The sequence below is a fragment of the Achromobacter sp. genome (assembly GCF_032102605.1).
Taxonomy (GTDB): Bacteria; Pseudomonadota; Gammaproteobacteria; order Burkholderiales; family Burkholderiaceae_B; genus Achromobacter.
Map to the genome: position 1 here is coordinate 60,262 of NZ_DAMDGT010000003.1, position 16,082 is coordinate 76,343.

The following is a 16,082-nucleotide window of genomic DNA, read 5'->3' on the forward strand; positions in this document are numbered from 1 at the left end:
CGTCTGGCAGAGGCCTCTGCGTACATCATGGTCTATATGGAAATCGGATTTATGGCACTTCCAGCCTGGACCAACCGGCTGCACCATAGGTGGGTCGTTCTTCCAACCGCAACACAACTGAAAGGAATGCGCATGACGCAGCGATTGAACTACTTCCAGGTTTCGGAAGACCTGTCCAAGAAGTATCTGGATTTCAGCATGGCGCTGAAGAAAGTGCCCGTGATCCAGGAACTGGGCCAACTGGTCGACATTCGCGCGTCACAGATCAACGGCTGCGGATTCTGCCTGGACATGCACGTGAAAGAGGCCACGATCCGCGGCGAACGCGCCCTGCGATTGCACCACGTGGCCATCTGGCGCGAATCCCCCCTGTTTTCGGCGCGCGAACGCGCCGCGCTGGAGTGGACCGAGGCCCTGACCACCCTGCCCCCGCACGGCGTGCCCGACGGGATCTATGAATCGGTACGCGCACATCTGTCCGAAAGCGAGCTCTCCGACCTGACCTTCCTGGTCGTCGGCATCAACGGCTGGAACCGGCTGAACGTGGCCTTTCGCACGGCGCCCGGATCGGCGGACAAGGCTTATGGGCTGGACAAGGCCGGGCTGAGCTGAAGGCGGTTGGCGAGTGGCGACCGCCATTTGGCGCTCGCCACTCGTGCAGAACCTACATCAACTGAAGGATCCGCCCGGCGAGCTGTTCGGCCTGTTCGGCCGAGGCGATGTTCGTGAAGCTCATCAACAGGCCGGAACGGGCATCCGGCGCCGCGGACCAATGGGACAAGGCGTGGGCGTACAGGCCGTTTTCGACCATGCGCGCCGCCAGCGCGCGATCCGTCTGGTGTCCATCCAGGCGGGCGACCAGATGCATCCCGCCCGGTTGCGGGTCGATGTGCAGGCGCGTTCCCAGCACGGCGGACAAGCCCGCCGCGGTGGCGTGGCGACGTTCGCTGTACAAGCGCCGCATCCGCTGGATGTGGCGCCCGAAATGTCCTTCGTTGATGAACGAGGCCAGTATTCCCTGCGTGAGCGCCGGTGAGCCGCCCGCCAGCAGCAGGCAAAGGCGTTCGAAGCGCGGCGCCTGCTCTTCGGGCACGACCAGGTACGCCAGGCGCAGGCCGGGAAACAGCACCTTGCTGAACGTGCCGCAATACAGCACCCTTCCCTGGCGGTCCAGGCTTTTCAAGGCTGGCAGCGGACGGCCGACATAGCGGTATTCCCCGTCATAGTCGTCTTCGACGATCCATGCGCTGTTGCGCTCGGCCCAGTCCAGCAGCGCCTGTCGCCTAGGCAGGGACAGCGACAGGCAAAGCGGGCTTTGGTGCGCCGGCGTCACCACGGCGCCGCGGGCCCGCGGCTCGGCCGCGACGCCGGCATCCACCACCAGACCCTCGCCGTCGACCGCCACCGGCACGGATTGCATGCCGGCCTGCGCCAGCAGCGCCCGCGTGGGCGGATAACCCGGATCTTCCACCCAGACGGAGTCGCCCGGCTTGAACAGCGCCTGGAGGATGAGCTGCATCGTGTTGTTGTACCCGGAGGTGATGAACACCTGCGACGGCGTGCACTGGATACCGCGCGCCACCTGCAGGTAGGCAGCCGTGGCGGTCCGAAGCGACAGCAGCCCCGACGGGTCGGGATAGGCCAGCTCGGACGCGTGCGTGCCGCGCAAATGGCGCGCGCCCAGCCGCGCCCAGAGTTTGCGCGGGAACGCATCCAGCGCGGGCAATCCCATCTGGAAAGGCATGGGCGCGTCCGAACGCGGCCATTCGATGTCAGCCTTGCCCGCAGGCCGGGGCGCGGATGCCCGCGTGGCGCGTCCCGGCGCCTGGAGGTTCGGCGTGACGACAGTTCCGGCCTGGCCCCGCGCCTGGATGTATCCCTCGGCCGCAAGGATCGAATAAGCGACTTCGATGGTGCCGCGCGCCACGCCGATTTCCTTGGCGAGCGCGCGTGCCGAAGGGATGCGATCGCCGGGCTTGAGGGTGCCTTCAGCGATGGCGCTGCGAAAGCGCTCGTACACCTGCCGGTACAAGGGCGTGTCGGAGGATTGGGCGACAGTGGGCGGGATGCTGTGGGGGGCAATCATGGCATAGTCCAGAAGCGCATTTATGGCCCTTCAAATTATGGCATGTGTTTTCTAAGATGCGTACGCAACGAGGTTGAACTTCAACATCCTCGATTTTCAGGTACTGAGCCATGAACACATCCACCACGGAAGCCGCCATCCGGCACCTTGAGACGCCGGAAGAACTGACGGCCTGCCTGCCGCTGATGCGCGAGCTGCGGCCCCATTTGGGCGATGCGGACGACTTCCTTCAGCGCATCGGCCGCATGCGGCAGCAAAGCTATCGCCTTCTGGCGGCGATTCACGAGCGGCAAGCGGTGGCGCTGGCCGGTTACCGTTTCCAGGAAAACCTCATCTACGGCCGCTTCATGTATGTGGACGACCTGGTCGTCCAGGAATCGCAACGCGGCAGCCGCTGGGGAGCCAGGCTGATCAGCGCCCTGGATGACCTGGCGCGCGGCGCGGACTGCGACAAGTTTGTGCTGGACACGGGGCTGGGCAACGCCCTGGCGCAGCGCTTCTATTTCCGGCAGGGCCTTCTGACCAGCGCCATCCGATTCAGCAAGTTCTTGAAAGGTAGTCCCGCATGAGCATCCTGCGTATCTGCTGCAGCCCGCAAGGCCTGGCATCCGAAAGCTACCGCCTGTCGCAACGCATCGTCGAGAGGTTGGCGACTGCCGGTCCTTCCGACCGCATGGACATCGTGGAGTTCGACGCCACCACCCTCGCCCACGCGGACGGCCAGTATGCGGTTGCGCTGGCATCCCCTGTCGATCCCGAGGGCGGCGCAGGCGGGCGCGGTTCGTTGGGCATGTCCGACCAGCTCATCCGCATGCTGGAAGACGCCAGCCACATCGTGGTGGCCACGCCCATGCACAACTTCACCGTGCCGTCGTCGCTGAAAGCATGGCTGGATCATGTGGTGCGCGTGCGCAATACGTTCCACATCACCCCGCAGGGCAAGGTGGGGCTGCTCAAGGACCGTCCTGTGTATGTCGCAATCTCTTCCGGCGGCGCGTTCAGCGGTCCGGAAGCCCGCCAGCCTGACTTTCTGACGCCCTATCTTCGGCACGTGCTGGGGACGATCGGACTGACGCAGGTGACGTTCATTTCGGTAGAGAGCACGGCCCGGGGGCCCGAACTGCTGGAAGAGGCCCGGCAGCAGGCGGAGATTGCGCTGGACCGCATCGCGTTTGATCTTTTGCCTGAGGAAATGATCGGCTGATTGCGCGTTTTGCGCTTGCTGCGCAGTGTTGCTCGCGGGTCAGGCTATGCTTCGCTCGCCCGCGGACGCCGTCCGGCTGGTATCCGGATGGCGTCCGCATGTCGCCCTTTGTGGGGCGGCGCAGTGAATTCTGGCCATCCGATAGTGCCGCATTGACACTCACGATTTAGCCGCTCTACGCTAGGCCGCAAGTTGCGGTCCAACCCGGGCGACGTCCTGCCCCCCTTGTGCGGGAGCCGTGTCATGACCTTACGCAGGCCTGGTTTCGGTATATATGCATGCATGCTGCTGGTGGCGGGCCTTCTCTCGACAGGCTCGGCGCAGGCGGCATGCACCGACAAGGCCTTGCGCGGCATGGCGGACGCCGGCCGCAGCGTGTCGACGATATCCAAACGCTGTGGCATGACGGTCGCTGCGGTAAAGGAACGCCTGGACGCCGGCGCCCCGAAGCCTGGCGATGTCAAGTCCGGCGACGCAAAAAAATCCACCGAAACCCAAGAGGCTGACGACCTGGTCCCGGATGCCCGGACCGTCGACGGCAAAGCCGGCACCCCCAAGGGAACTCGCGCGCCCTCCGCATCCGCCGCGTCGTCGCCTTCCGCGGTCGACCCCGCGTCCAAGACGGGGGCAAAGGCCGCGGCCGAACCCCAGAAGCATCCGCCGGGCACCATCCTGGAGCTTTGCGGCTGCTATGGCAGCATGCCGTATGGCTTTACCGAACCGAACGCCGAATGTCTCAGCGGCAAGGCCGTCGCCACGCGGTGCCCGGGCTACTGCCCGGTGAACCGCTCGCCGTGGCGGCGCATCTGCAGTTGATGCCGGCGTCTTCCACCCTACTCGCGATCGCCGGCGTTTTAATCAGCGGCGGTAACTTCCGGCTGGCGGGGCCGCGCATGCACCTGGTCGATGCGCAAGCCGTCGCGTCGCGTTACTTCGAAGCCCCAGTCGCGCAGCAACACCGTGTCGCCGGGTTCGGGGATGCGCCCGCCGGCGCGCAACAGGCAGCCGGCCAGCGTCGCGTCGGGATAGTCATCCGCCAGGGCCGGCGCGTCCAGCAGGCGCGCAGCTTCATCCACCGACAGGCGGCCGCCGAGCAGCCACGATCCGTCGGACAACTGCAAGGCCTCGGGTTGGTCTTCGCGGTGTTCCGGCAGGTCGCCGGCCACCGCCATCAGCACGTCCATCGGCGTGACCAGGCCTTCGCAGACGCCATGCTCGTCCACGACGATCAGCATGTGATCGCGCGAGGCGCGCAGTTCGTCCAGCACCTTCAGCACGGGCGTGGTTTCCATGACATAGCGCGGCTCGCGCGCCAGTTCCACCAGGTCGATCGGGCCGGGAGTCTGCAGCCGCGCAAGCACGTCCTTGAAGTGCAGCACGCCCAGCACGTTGGCGGGGTCGCCGGCGCACAGCGGCAGGCGCGAATGGCCGGTGGCGAATTTGCGCACGATGACATCGGGCGTGTCCGATACGTCCAGCCAGGTCATGTCGCCACGCGGAACCATGATGGAACGCACGTCACGGCCGCCGATGGACAGCACGCGCTCGATCATCGAGCTTTCCTCGGGCGCGAAGGCGGGTTCGTCGCCCGCGCCGTCCACCAACGCCACGACATCGTCGACCTGCGTGCCGGGCTGGCCGGCACGCCCGCCGCGAAGCAGGCGCAGCACGGCCTGCGCCGTGCGCTGTCGGCGACCCAATGCGTGGGTGCCGCGGGCGCGGTTGCGGCGGGCAAGCTGGTTGCACAGCTCGATCAGGATCGAAAAGCCGATGGCGGCGTACAGATAACCCTTGGGCACGTGGAAGCCCAAGCCTTCGGCCACGAGGCTGAAACCGATCATCAGCAGCAGGCCCAGGCACAGGATCACCACGGTCGGGTGGCGGCCAACGAAAGCCATCAGCGGACGGCTGGCCAGCATCATGACGGCCATCGCCAACACCACCGCGATCATCATGATGCTCAGGTCCTGCACCATGCCGACGGCGGTAATGACCGAGTCCAGCGAAAACACGGCGTCCAGCACCACGATCTGCAGGATCACCTGCCAGAACACGGCGTGCTGCGGCTTTTGCCCCTGGTCATGGCTGACGCTGCCTTCGACGCGTTCGTGCAGCTCCATCGTGCCCTTGAAGAGCAGGAAGAGGCCGCCCAGGATCAGGATCAGGTCTCGTCCGGAAATCTCGGCGCCCAGCACGGTAAAGAGCGGCGCGGTCAACGTCACGACCCACGCAATGCTGGCCAGCAGGCCCAGGCGCATCACCAACGCCAGCGTCAGGCCGATCAGGCGCGCGCGGTTGCGCTGTTCGGGGGGCAGCTTGTCCGCCAGGATCGCGATGAACACCAGGTTGTCGATACCCAGCACAATCTCAAGCACGACCAGCGTCGCCAGGCCTAGCCAGGCGGTGGGGTCGGACATCCAATCGAAAATCATCAGGCTTCCAGGTAAAACGTGGCCGCGCGCGCAACATGCGCGCTTCGGCGGGAATGGGTGGGATCAAGAAGGCGCAACGGACGTTGCGCAGGCGCGCGGGCGCAGCCGGCGGCGCCAGGCGGAGCGCGGCCGCCAAGACGCGGCGTGGCCGCAATGGCGCTGGGGGTGGCGGCACGCAGGGAGACTTCCCTTGCCGCGGCAACAGGGGGAGATGGCATCGGGCGCCGGCGTATTTGCGGCGCCCTGCTAGAAGGAGGGTCTTCGGTCATAGGTGGCGGATGGCTCCGGCTGCCAAGGCAGCAAGGGTCGGAATATCCGCCGCGCTCTCTGTCTGACGGGAACCTGAATAATACCTGAACTCGCGATTCGTACCGGCGATCCCCGATCCCGTCTTGCCTATTGGCCGCGAGGATCAGCCGTGCCTCCGGACCCCGACGAGGCGCCCGACCCCGGCATGCCGCCATGGCCCGTCGATCCGGTGTTGCTGCCGGGTGTGCCCTTCGCGCCGCGCGTATCGGCGCCCGCATCGTCCTGGCGTGGACTGGATCCCGAGCGGGGTTCCTGCTGCTTGTCCTGCGCGTCCTTTTTTGCCGGCGCGGGCGCTTTCTGCTCGCCGGACTTGTGCGTCGGCGTCTGAGCGGGGGTGCGCGCATCCGAGCCGGACCCCGGCGTCTGCGCTTGCGCTACGAGCGTCTTGCCGACTGTCTGCGCGGAAACGTTGGCGGCAAGCGAACCGGCCAGCACGGTAGCGCAAAGATACAGAATTCGGTTTTTCATGGTTGCTCCCTGAAAGACAACGGTGACACACTGAGCCCCAGGCCAACGAGTTAGCGCGGGATCTCTTTTCACCCAGGGGCAAGTCGCGTGCCTGCCCCCCGATGGGAGCGATGCATGAACGACGAACCTGTAGCAGGCCGGCGCGGGCTGCTCAAAGCCCTGGCGGTCGGCGTCCCGGGCGCGGCCTGGGCGCCCCACGCGCTTGGCGCACCGAAGGACGCGGCCCCTCCCCCCCAACCCTCCGCCTCGGCGGCGAACGCTTCGGGCAACCGGACGCTGAAATTCTTCAACGCCCAGGAAGCGCGGACCATGGACGCGATCGCCGCGCGCCTGATCCCCGCCGACGAACTGGGCCCCGGCGCCAAGGAAGCGGGCGTGACCAACTTCCTGGATGGCCAATTGGCCGGCGCGTGGGGCGCGGGCAGCCAGCTTTACCGACAAGGCCCATTCGAGAAAGGCACTCCGGAACAGGGCTATCAGCTGTCGTTCACGCCGGCCGAGATGATCCGGCGCGGGCTGGCGTCGTTGGACGCCGCCGTGCGCAAGCAGGACGGCAAGCCTTTTGCGGAACTCGACGAAGCGCGCCAGGACGCCTGGCTGCGCGATCTGCAGGCTGGCAAGCCGGATTTTTCGCCGTTGCCCTCGGACGTGTTCTTCCAGGCATTGCTGGAAGCGACCATCGAAGGATTCTTTTCGGACCCGTTATACGGCGGCAACGCCGACATGGTGGGCTGGAAACTGGTGGGATTTCCCGGTGCGTTCGCGTCGTTCTCCAACGACATCGAACGCCATGGCGTGATCTGGGTGGGCCAGCCGGTGTCCATCGCCAACGCCGCCAGCCACAAGATGACGCCGGGAGGCAAACATGGCTAAAACCCTGCCTGCCGTGGACGTCGCCATCATTGGCGGCGGCTGGACCGGTTCGATCATCGGCAAGGAGCTGGCGGCCGCCAAGCAGCGCGTGGTCGTGCTGGAGCGCGGCGAAGCGCGCTGGCCGTCGCCCGACTTCCAGGGGCCGAACGTCCACGACGAACTCAAGTACACGCGCCGCCACGAATTGCACCAGGACGCCGCGACGGAGACCTTCACGTTCCGCAGCAACACGGACCAGAAGGCGCTGCCCATGCGGCGCTGGCAATTCGCCTATCCGGGCACGCACCTGGGCGGCGCCGGCAATCACTGGTCGGGCGCCTACTACCGGTTCGACCCCACCGACTTCGTCATGCGCAGCCACTACAACGAGCGCTATGGCAAGGACATCTTCGACAAAGAACTGACCTGTCAGGACTGGGGCGTCACGTATGACGAACTGGAGCCCTACTTCGATCGCTTCGACTACCTGATCGGCGCGTCCGGGCAGGCGGGCAACCTCAAGGGCGAAAAGCAGGAAGGCGGCAATCCTTTCGAGCCCTGGCGTTCGCGGCCCTACCCCAACCCGCCCATGAAGGTGCCGTATGCGCCGGCGCTGTTTGGCGAGGCCGCGCGCAAGCTGGGCTATCACCCTTACGTGCAACCGTCGGCGCTCTGTACGCGGCCCTACGTGAATTCCGAAGGCCTGCACATGAGCGCCTGCGTGTACTGCGGGTTCTGTTCCAACTTCGGGTGCGAGCACTTCGCCAAGGCATCGCCGCAGGTCTGCATCCTGCCCGTCGCCATGAAGATGGAGAACTTCGAGATCCGCACGGGCGCCCACGTGCTGCGCGTGGAGCTGACACCCGACAAGAAGCGCGCCCGGGGCGTCACCTACGTGGACGCGGCCGGCGAAGAAGTGTTCCAGCCGGCGGAGATCGTCTTCCTGTGCGCGTTCGGCATCAACAACGTGCGCCTGCTGCTGCTGTCCGGCATCGGCAAGCCCTATGACCCCGCGACGGACACCGGCGTCGTCGGCCGCAACTACACGCACCAGACCACCTCCGGCGTGAATCTGTTCTTCGACGAGTCCGTCAACATCAACCCATTCATGGGCGCCGGCGCGGTCGCGGTCACCATGGATGACTTCAGCGCCGACAACTTCGATCACGGGCCCGTGGGCTTCGTGGGCGGAGGCTACCTGCAGATCCAGGTGGTAAGCGGCGCGCCGATCGGCTTTCATCCCACGCCCAAAGGCACGCCCTCGTGGGGAGCGGAATGGAAAAAGGCCGTCAAGCGCTACTACAACCATGCCGCGAACATCACCATCACCGGCGCGGCGCAACCCTGGCGGGGCGGCTACCTGAGCCTGGACCCCACGTACAAGGACGCATGGGGCCTGCCCTTGCTGCGCGTCACTTACGACTTTCCCGACAACGACATCCGCATGTCGGCCTTTTTGACCGAAAAAGGCGACGAAATCGGGCGCGCGATGCGAGGCATCACCCGCACCGAGCCCGGCCCGCGGAAGCGGCCGTTTTCCGCAACGGCCTACCAATCCACCCATCTGACGGGTGGCGCGGCGATGGGCGCGGATCCGACGACCAGCGTCGTCAACCGCTATGGACAGGTGTGGGACGTGCCAAACGTGTTCGTTACCGGCGCGGCGCTGTTTCCGCAGAACTCGGGCTACAACCCGACTGGCACCGTGGGCGCCACCGCCTATTGGATCGTAGAGAAAATCAAGGCGGACTATCTGGGTTCGCCGGGCCCGCTGGTGTGATCATGATCGAACATCGCAAAGGCATCATCTTTACCGTCGCGTTGATGATCGCCGTGCCGGCCATCACGCTGATCGCCACGGTCCACCAGATGCTGGGCGCCGGCGGCGACGAGGCCATCCGGGCTTCCGCGGTGCCGCAGCCGCCCGCCCCGGCGGCGCCGCAAGCCGCCCCGGCAGCGGCTCCCGCAGCCCCCGCTGCCCCAGCTGCCGCTGGTGGCGCACCAGCCCCCGCCCCGGCCGCCGGCGCGAAACCGGCCGCCGCCGCGCTACAACCCGTGCCGGGACGCAGCGCCACGGATTTCAACGCCTCTCGGCCGGATTGGGAAAAATGGCTCCGGGATGCCGATCCCGAGGCCGGCAAGGCGCTGGCCGCGAACGGCAAGCCGGGCGCTGGCGTGCAGGCCTGTGTCGCATGCCACGGCCCTGCCGGCATCACGCCAACGGGTGGAATATTCCCCAATCTTGCGGGACTGCGCAGCGAATACCTGGCCAAGCAGCTTGCCGATTTCCGCGCCGGCACGCGTGTGCAGCCGCTGATGAACACCGTCGCGCGCGCCCTCACCGAAGAGGAGATCGGCCAGGTCGCCGCCTACTACGGCACGCTGGCCGGACCGCCCTTGCATGTGGGCGAATTCGGTGGCGAGGCGGCGCGCAAGCTGGACATCGAAGGCGACGGCACGCGCGCGCTGCCGGCTTGCGCCAATTGCCATGGACTGCGGGGAATGGGCGAAGGCGCCCTGCTGCCCAGGCTGGCCGGGCAGTCGCGGGAATACTTCACCGACCAGATAAACGCCTTTCGCACCGGCTCGCGCACCAACGACGACGTGGGCGTCATGCGGGCGTTCTCGCAACGCCTGACCGACAGCGAGATCGAGGCGTTGGCCCAGTACTACGCGGGCCCCGCGCCCGCGGCCCGCTGAAGCACGCTTCCAGAGGTACAATCGCGTCCGCCGCACCTGCAAGGGGTGCGCAGGCGCGACGCTGTCGCGCTCTTGGTGGACCCGGCTTGCCGGGTGGCTCGGCCGGGCGCCTATCCCTCGGACAACTTCAAGCTCAACGGGCGTTTCGCCCCGATCTGCCACGACACGCCGGCAGCGCGAGACACGCCCCGCTTGTTCAATTCAGCTTAGCCAATCAATGTCAGTTCTTTCCAAGCTTCGCCGCGACTGGATGTCGAATCCGCGCGCCGACATCCTTGCGGGCGTGCTCGTCGCGCTAGCCTTGATTCCGGAAGCCATCGGCTTTTCGATCATCGCCGGCGTGGACCCCAGCGTGGGCCTGTACGCCTCTTTCTCGATCGCTCTGATCATCGCGTTCACGGGCGGCCGGCCCGGCATGATTTCCGCGGCGACGGCGGCCGTGGCCGTCCTGGTCGCGCCGCTGGTGCGCGATCATGGCATCGCCTACCTGTTCGCCGCGTCCATTCTGATGGGCCTCATCCAGATCGTGGCCGGATTCTTGCGGCTGGACTTGCTGATGCAGTACGTGTCCCGCTCCGTCGTGACCGGCTTCGTCAATGCGCTCGCCATCCTTATCTTCATGGCGCAGCTTCCGCAGCTGATCGGCGTGACGTGGGTCACCTACGCGATGGTCGCCGCTGCGCTTGGCGTCATCTACCTGCTGCCTCGACTGACCACCGCCGTGCCGTCGCCGCTGGTGGCCATCATCGTGATGACGGCGGTGTCGATTTATGGCGGCCTGGACGTCAACACGGTGGGCGACATGGGCGCGCTGCCTTCCGCCCTGCCCTCGTTCATGATCCCCGACGTGCCCTTCACGCTGGAAACGCTGCGCATCATCCTTCCGTATTCGCTGACCATGGCGGCGGTCGGACTGCTGGAATCGATGATGACGGCGCAGATCGTGGACGACATGACCGACACGCCCAGCGACAAGCGCCGCGAATGCAAGGGCCAGGGCATCGCCAATATCGTCACGGGCTTTCTGGGCGGCATGGGCGGATGCGCCATGATCGGCCAATCCGTCATCAACGTCCGGTCCGGCGGCCGCACCCGGCTGTCGACGTGCGTGGCGGGGGTGTTCCTGCTGTTCCTGATCGTGGCGCTTGGTCCGCTGGTGGCGCGGATCCCCATGCCAGCGCTGGTGGCCGTGATGATCATGGTGTCGATCGGCACCTTCAGCTGGCGGTCCGTCCGGAACCTGGGTTCGCACCCGTGGCAGTCGTCAGTCGTCATGTTGTCGACCGTGGCCGTCGTGGTCTGGACGCACGATCTGGCGCGCGGCGTGCTGGTCGGCGTGGTGCTCAGCGGCCTGTTCTTTGCAGGCAAGGTGAAGCGCCTGCTCGATGTCAGCACGTCCCTGTCCGAAGACGGCCGCACGCGGACGTACCGCTACGCAGGCCAGATCTTCTTCGCGTCGGCGTCGCGTTTTTCGTCCGCCATCGACTTCCGCGAAGCCGTCGATCACGTGGTCATCGACCTGTTCGCCGCGCATTTCTGGGATATTTCGGCCGTCGGCGAGCTGGACAAAGTAATCGTCAAACTGCGCCGGGCCGGGCGCCAGGTCGAGATCGTGGGGCTGAACGAAGCCAGCGCGACGCTGGTCGGCCGTTATGCGCAGCCCGGCGCGCAGGCGGGCCACTAGGCCACGCCGGACCTACGGGGCGACGAAGGCGAGGATCAGTCCGCCGGTTTCGGCCGGCGGTACCACCACGCGCGACTTGTGGACCAGGTGCGCCACGCCCGCCCCTTCCAGCACGTTTTGAACGCGCGCCAACGCATCGGTGCGCAGCGTCAAGGCCGCGGCGCGTTCGCCTTTGGCCAGCAGCGGCGAGGCGTCCACGCCAAAGCGCGCCTGGATGCCGGCCGGCGTCAGGTACAGGATGGTGGATCGGCCGGCGGTCACCGCCACGCCGTCCTGCACCGCCTGCACCGCTTCCGGACCAAACGCCTGCTCAAGCAGCGCCGCCGACGCCTGCGGATCGGTGGTCACGTAGGCATACTCGGCGATGCCCAGCGCGCCGTTCGGATGCCGCTGCCACTCGGGGCGCCACACCAGTTCGGGCGTTTCGTGCTGGCAGAAGAAAACGCGGCCGTTGGGTATCAGGTCCGCCCGGATGCGCAGCGTGCGAAAGCGCGCATCACCCAGCGTCTGTCCGGCCGCCGACACGGGCCGGTGAAAGTCGCGCGGGCCGTCTCCTTCCAGCGGCACCTCGCGCCGCGCCAAGTCTGCCCAGGTCGCATCGGCGTTGCCGGTCTTGAAGACCAGGCCGGCCAGCCCCAGCGGATGTTCCCAGCGCGCGCCGGGAATGTCGGCCTTGGCGGGCTCGACGCCGATGAGCTCCAGATAATCGTCGCCGAAAACCGCCAGGTGATTGCTCGATCCGAGCGAATGATGGCCGCGATCGGTCAGTTGGAAGCCCAGGCGGCGGTAGCGCGCTTGGGCCTGGTCCAGATCCAGACCGGCCTGGATGACGACGTGGTCGATGCGTAGGGTCACACGAACTCCTTCAATTCAGTTGGCACTGGCAGGCGCGCCAGTCAGGCCGCCAGCCGCGTTGCAACGGCGGCCGGATCCCACCGCCGCCCGGGCACGGCGGCCAGCAAGGCCTGCGTATAGGGATGGGCCGGATTGCCGAACACCTCGGCGCATACGCCCTCTTCCACCACGCGTCCCGACTTCATGACCGCGATGTGGTCGCACACCTGCGCCGCAACGCGCAAATCGTGCGTGATGAAGACGATGGACAGGCCAAGCTGTTCGCGCAGGCGGGCCAGCAGCGCCAGCACCTGGGCCTGCACCGATACGTCCAGCGCGGACACGGGCTCGTCGGCAATCAGGACTTGCGGGCGCATCGCCAGGGCACGCGCCAGCCCAACGCGCTGGCGCTGGCCACCCGAAAATTCATGCGGATAGCGACGCACCGCGTCGGGCGACAGTCCCACCAGCTCGAACAGTTCCTGGGCGCGGGCCAGCGCCTCGCGCCGGGGCGTGCCGTGCACGATCGGACCCTGGGCCACGATCTCGCCCACGCGTTGGCGGGGATTGAGCGACCCGTACGGATCCTGGAACACCATCTGCACGCGTCGGGCGTGGGCGCGCCGTGCGGCCGCGCCTTTGAACGCCAGCGGCTGGCCGGCCAGCGTGATGTCGCCGCCATCCGGCGGCAACAGGCCCAGCAGCGTGCGCGCCAGGGTGGACTTGCCGGATCCGCTTTCGCCCACGATGCCCAGCGTTTCTCCTTCGCGCAAGGTCAGCGTCACGCCGTCCACCGCGTGAGTCACCCTGCCCGGGCGTCCAAACCAGCCACGCTTGCGATAGGTCTTGGACAGTTCCTGCGTCGTCAGGATGGCCGGAGCAAAGTCATCCTGGCCGGCTCGCGCCGGCGCGGGAGTCAGCGGCGGCACCGCGGCGATCAACGCTCGGGTGTACGGATGGCGCGGATGCTCCAGCACCTGATCCGCCGCGCCGCTTTCCACCAGCTCGCCGCGTTGCATGACGGCGACGCGATCGGCGATCTCCGCCACCACGCCGAAATCATGCGTGATGAAAAGCACGGCCGTGCCCTTGCGGCGCTGCAGGTCGTGGATCAGGTGCAGAATCTGCGCCTGCGTCGTGACGTCCAGCGCCGTGGTGGGTTCGTCGGCAATCAGCAGCGCGGGTTCCAGCGCCAGCGCCATGGCGATCATCGCGCGCTGGCGCTGGCCCCCCGACAATTCATGCGGATAGGCGCCCAACGCCTGGACCGGATCGGGGATGCGGACCGAATCCAGCAGGTCCAGCGTGCGCCGCCGGATCTCGGCGCGCGAAAGGCGTGTATGCGTGCGGAACACTTCCGCGATCTGGTCGCCGATGGTGCGCAAGGGATTCAGCGCGGTCATCGGCTCCTGGAAGATCATGCCGATCCGCTTTCCGCGAAGGCGCCGCAGTGCGTCGGGCGCCAGCTTCAGCAGGTCCTGCCCCTCCCACAGCACGCGCCCGGCGCTGGCGTGAACGCCCTGCGGCAGAAGGCCCAGGATCGTGCCGGCGGTCAGGGACTTGCCCGACCCGCTTTCGCCGACCACGCAGACGATCTCTCCGGGATTCACGGCCAGCGACAGGTCCTTCAGCGCATGGGGCCGGTCCGCGCCAGCCGGCAGGTCCACGGTAAGGTTTTCGATGCGTAGCAGTTCGGTCATGATCGTTTCAGCCTGGGATTGAGAGCGTCGTTCACCCCCTGCCCGACCAGCGATATCGCCAGGACGGTCAGCAGGATGGCAATGCCGGGTATGGCGGACACGTACCACTGCACCCGGATCACCCCGCGGCCGCCGCCGATGAGGTTGCCCCAGGACGGCACGTTCGGGTCCGATAGGTTCAGGAAGGCCAACGCGCTTTCAAGCAGGATGGCGGTGGCCATGATGACGCTGGCGTAGACGATCACGGGCGGCAAGGCGTTGGGCAGGATCTCGCGGAATATCAGCCGCAGGTCGCCCATGCCAAGCGCCTTGCCCGCCTGGACGAACTCGCGTGTCTTGAGCGTCAGGAATTCGGAGCGTGTCAGACGCGCGACCGGCGGCCAGGACACCAGGCCGATCGCCAGCACCACGGTGCGCAGGTCAGAGCCGAACACCGCCACCAGCACCAGCAGCAACAGGAAGTTGGGCAGGATCTGGAAGGCTTCGGTCACGCGCATCAGCAGGTCGTCGGCCAGGCCGCCGTAATAGCCGGCCACCGCGCCCAGCGATACGCCGATCAGCACCGACACCACCGTGGCGGCCAGCCCGATGGCAAGCGTCACCCGGGCTCCATGAAGAATCTGCGCGGCGATGTCGCGCCCGACCTGGTCGGTGCCCAGCAGGAAGCGGGCGTTGTCGCCCGGCCATTGCAGCGGCCGGCCCGCCAGGCTGAGCGGATTCTTGGGATACCAGAGCCCCGCGCCCAGCGCCGCTGCGCACACCGCTGCCAGAAGCACCAGGCCCAGCACGGCGACCGGACTGCGGAAGTATCGACGTAGCGTTTCCAAGGCCTAGCTCCGGACGATGCGCGGGTCGAGCCGCGCATACAGCAGGTCGACCACGAAGTTGATGACGATGACCAGCAGCGCCGACACGAACACGATGCCCAGCAAGGTGTTCAGGTCGCGCTGCACCACCGATTCGTAGGCCAGGCGCCCCAGGCCGGGCAAGGCGAAAACGCTTTCCACCACGACCGATCCGCCCAGCATGGTGCCGGCCTGCAGCCCCAGCAAGGTGACCATCGGCAGCAGCGCGTTGCGCAACATGTGCCGGGCCACCACCGCCGTCTCGCGCAGCCCCTTGGCGCGCGCGGTGCGAATGAAGTCGTGCGAGGCCACCTCCAGCATCGACGCCCGCATGATGCGCAGGTAGATCGCCAGGAAAATCAGCGCCAATGTCGCCGTGGGCAGCACCAGGTGCCACGCGATGTCCAGGACGCGAGCCAGGCCGGTGTAGCCGGACGCGATGGTCTCGAAGCCGCCGGCCGGCACCCAGTCCAGCCATACGGCGAAGACGAAAATGCCCATCAGGCCGAACCAGAATGACGGCGTGGCGCAGAAGACCAATCCCAACGTCGAAATGAGCCCATCGGCCCAGCCATTCACGCGGCGCGCCGCGATGACGCCCAGCGCCATCCCGCCTGCAAAGGCGAACGACAGCGCCGACCCCATCAGCAGCAACGTCGCCGGCAGCCGTTCCAGGATCACGGCGGCCACGGGCTTGCCGTAGATGGCGGAGTGGCCAAGGTCCAGGTGGGCCAGCCGCCACAGGTAGCTGCCCAGGCGCGAAGCGGCGGATTCGTCCAGTTGGTAATGCGAGCGCATCGCAGCGATGGTGGCGGGGTCGGCCCCGCCGATCTGCGCCACCAGCGCGTCCACGGTGTCGCCCGGCGCCAGTTGCAGCAGCAGGAACAGGCCTGCCAGGATGATCAGCAGCGCGGGCGCCGCGGCCATCAGCCGGCGCGCCGCGAGGTTCAGGAAACCCATCGCCAGGA

The 16,082-nt window shown here is 66.9% G+C and carries 15 protein-coding genes and 1 other annotated feature; of the genes, 8 read left to right on the forward strand and 7 right to left on the reverse strand.

Features of this window, described 5'->3' with window-relative positions:
- Positions 1–132: 132 nt before the first annotated feature.
- Positions 133–612: a carboxymuconolactone decarboxylase family protein gene (locus RT614_RS08225; protein ID WP_313621620.1), complete on the forward strand. Its 480-nt coding sequence runs from the start codon at positions 133–135 to the stop codon at positions 610–612.
- Positions 613–664: 52 nt separating this feature from the next.
- Here RT614_RS08225 and RT614_RS08230 read toward each other — a convergent pair whose 3' ends face one another.
- Entirely contained in the window at positions 665–2,086 is a 1,422-nt protein-coding gene (locus RT614_RS08230; RefSeq protein ID WP_313621621.1) for a PLP-dependent aminotransferase family protein, read from the reverse strand.
- 110 nt (positions 2,087–2,196) lie between these two features.
- On the opposite strand from RT614_RS08230, the gene RT614_RS08235 reads away from it, so the two are divergent.
- The 3 genes from RT614_RS08235 to RT614_RS08245 all read left to right on the forward strand — a co-directional run bounded on the left by RT614_RS08235 (position 2,197) and on the right by RT614_RS08245 (position 4,106).
- Positions 2,197–2,655 (forward strand): GNAT family N-acetyltransferase, encoded by a 459-nt coding sequence (locus tag RT614_RS08235; RefSeq protein ID WP_313621622.1) that lies wholly within the window; start codon positions 2,197–2,199, stop codon positions 2,653–2,655.
- Complete coding sequence (locus RT614_RS08240; RefSeq protein WP_313621623.1) at positions 2,652–3,290, forward strand: FMN-dependent NADH-azoreductase; 639 nt, start codon at positions 2,652–2,654, stop codon at positions 3,288–3,290. Before RT614_RS08235 ends, RT614_RS08240 begins: the two co-directional genes overlap by 4 nt.
- A gap of 243 nt (positions 3,291–3,533) precedes the next feature.
- The gene (locus RT614_RS08245; protein WP_313621624.1) at positions 3,534–4,106 is read left to right on the forward strand and encodes a hypothetical protein; all 573 of its coding nucleotides are present in this window, start codon (positions 3,534–3,536) and stop codon (positions 4,104–4,106) included.
- A 38-nt stretch (positions 4,107–4,144) separates the two neighbouring features.
- On the opposite strand, the gene RT614_RS08250 is transcribed toward RT614_RS08245, so the two are convergent.
- Both RT614_RS08250 and RT614_RS08255 read right to left on the reverse strand, forming a co-directional pair.
- A complete protein-coding gene (locus RT614_RS08250) occupies positions 4,145–5,722 on the reverse strand; it encodes a TerC family protein (protein ID WP_313621625.1) in 1,578 nt (525 codons plus the stop codon).
- Between the two features lie 396 nt (positions 5,723–6,118).
- The gene (locus RT614_RS08255) at positions 6,119–6,499 is read right to left on the reverse strand and encodes a hypothetical protein (RefSeq protein WP_313621626.1); all 381 of its coding nucleotides are present in this window, start codon (positions 6,497–6,499) and stop codon (positions 6,119–6,121) included.
- Positions 6,500–6,613: 114 nt separating this feature from the next.
- On the opposite strand from RT614_RS08255, the gene RT614_RS08260 reads away from it, so the two are divergent.
- From RT614_RS08260 to RT614_RS08275, 4 genes are all read left to right on the forward strand, one after another.
- A complete protein-coding gene (locus RT614_RS08260) occupies positions 6,614–7,372 on the forward strand; it encodes a gluconate 2-dehydrogenase subunit 3 family protein (protein WP_313621627.1) in 759 nt (252 codons plus the stop codon).
- Positions 7,365–9,131: a GMC family oxidoreductase gene (locus RT614_RS08265; protein WP_313621628.1), complete on the forward strand. Its 1,767-nt coding sequence runs from the start codon at positions 7,365–7,367 to the stop codon at positions 9,129–9,131. Before RT614_RS08260 ends, RT614_RS08265 begins: the two co-directional genes overlap by 8 nt.
- Positions 9,132–9,133: 2 nt before the next feature.
- Positions 9,134–10,051 (forward strand): c-type cytochrome, encoded by a 918-nt coding sequence (locus RT614_RS08270; RefSeq protein WP_313621629.1) that lies wholly within the window; start codon positions 9,134–9,136, stop codon positions 10,049–10,051.
- Positions 10,052–10,125: 74 nt separating this feature from the next.
- Positions 10,126–10,178: a sequence feature (sul1 is cis-regulatory element that is thought to sense ions involved in sulfur or methionine metabolism; They are found in Alphaproteobacteria), on the forward strand.
- 90 nt (positions 10,179–10,268) lie between these two features.
- Positions 10,269–11,735 carry a SulP family inorganic anion transporter gene (locus RT614_RS08275; RefSeq protein WP_313621630.1) on the forward strand — a complete coding sequence of 489 codons (1,467 nt, stop codon included), beginning with the start codon at positions 10,269–10,271 and terminating at the stop codon, positions 11,733–11,735.
- A gap of 12 nt (positions 11,736–11,747) precedes the next feature.
- Here the strand turns inward: RT614_RS08275 and RT614_RS08280 are convergent, their stop codons facing one another.
- Genes RT614_RS08280 through RT614_RS08295 form a run of 4 tightly spaced genes read right to left on the reverse strand, consistent with a single transcriptional unit; the run spans position 11,748 to position 16,074 of the window.
- Positions 11,748–12,590, reverse strand: coding sequence for a VOC family protein (locus tag RT614_RS08280; protein WP_313621631.1), 843 nt, complete (start codon positions 12,588–12,590; stop codon positions 11,748–11,750).
- 41 nt (positions 12,591–12,631) lie between these two features.
- Complete coding sequence (locus RT614_RS08285; RefSeq protein ID WP_313621632.1) at positions 12,632–14,269, reverse strand: ABC transporter ATP-binding protein; 1,638 nt, start codon at positions 14,267–14,269, stop codon at positions 12,632–12,634.
- Positions 14,266–15,096 (reverse strand): ABC transporter permease, encoded by an 831-nt coding sequence (locus RT614_RS08290; protein ID WP_313621633.1) that lies wholly within the window; start codon positions 15,094–15,096, stop codon positions 14,266–14,268. The genes RT614_RS08285 and RT614_RS08290 overlap by 4 nt, the downstream gene beginning before the upstream one ends.
- Positions 15,097–15,099: 3 nt before the next feature.
- Complete coding sequence (locus RT614_RS08295; RefSeq protein WP_313621634.1) at positions 15,100–16,074, reverse strand: ABC transporter permease; 975 nt, start codon at positions 16,072–16,074, stop codon at positions 15,100–15,102.
- Positions 16,075–16,082 lie beyond the last annotated feature (8 nt).

Coding starts and splice junctions, on each gene's coding strand:
- RT614_RS08225 (WP_313621620.1), top strand. CDS start 133: ATGACGCAGCGATTGAACTACTTCCAGGTTTCGGAAGACCTGTCCAAG.
- RT614_RS08230 (WP_313621621.1), bottom strand. CDS start 2,086: ATGATTGCCCCCCACAGCATCCCGCCCACTGTCGCCCAATCCTCCGAC.
- RT614_RS08235 (WP_313621622.1), top strand. CDS start 2,197: ATGAACACATCCACCACGGAAGCCGCCATCCGGCACCTTGAGACGCCG.
- RT614_RS08240 (WP_313621623.1), top strand. CDS start 2,652: ATGAGCATCCTGCGTATCTGCTGCAGCCCGCAAGGCCTGGCATCCGAA.
- RT614_RS08245 (WP_313621624.1), top strand. CDS start 3,534: ATGACCTTACGCAGGCCTGGTTTCGGTATATATGCATGCATGCTGCTG.
- RT614_RS08250 (WP_313621625.1), bottom strand. CDS start 5,722: ATGATTTTCGATTGGATGTCCGACCCCACCGCCTGGCTAGGCCTGGCG.
- RT614_RS08255 (WP_313621626.1), bottom strand. CDS start 6,499: ATGAAAAACCGAATTCTGTATCTTTGCGCTACCGTGCTGGCCGGTTCG.
- RT614_RS08260 (WP_313621627.1), top strand. CDS start 6,614: ATGAACGACGAACCTGTAGCAGGCCGGCGCGGGCTGCTCAAAGCCCTG.
- RT614_RS08265 (WP_313621628.1), top strand. CDS start 7,365: ATGGCTAAAACCCTGCCTGCCGTGGACGTCGCCATCATTGGCGGCGGC.
- RT614_RS08270 (WP_313621629.1), top strand. CDS start 9,134: ATGATCGAACATCGCAAAGGCATCATCTTTACCGTCGCGTTGATGATC.
- RT614_RS08275 (WP_313621630.1), top strand. CDS start 10,269: ATGTCAGTTCTTTCCAAGCTTCGCCGCGACTGGATGTCGAATCCGCGC.
- RT614_RS08285 (WP_313621632.1), bottom strand. CDS start 14,269: ATGACCGAACTGCTACGCATCGAAAACCTTACCGTGGACCTGCCGGCT.
- RT614_RS08295 (WP_313621634.1), bottom strand. CDS start 16,074: ATGGGTTTCCTGAACCTCGCGGCGCGCCGGCTGATGGCCGCGGCGCCC.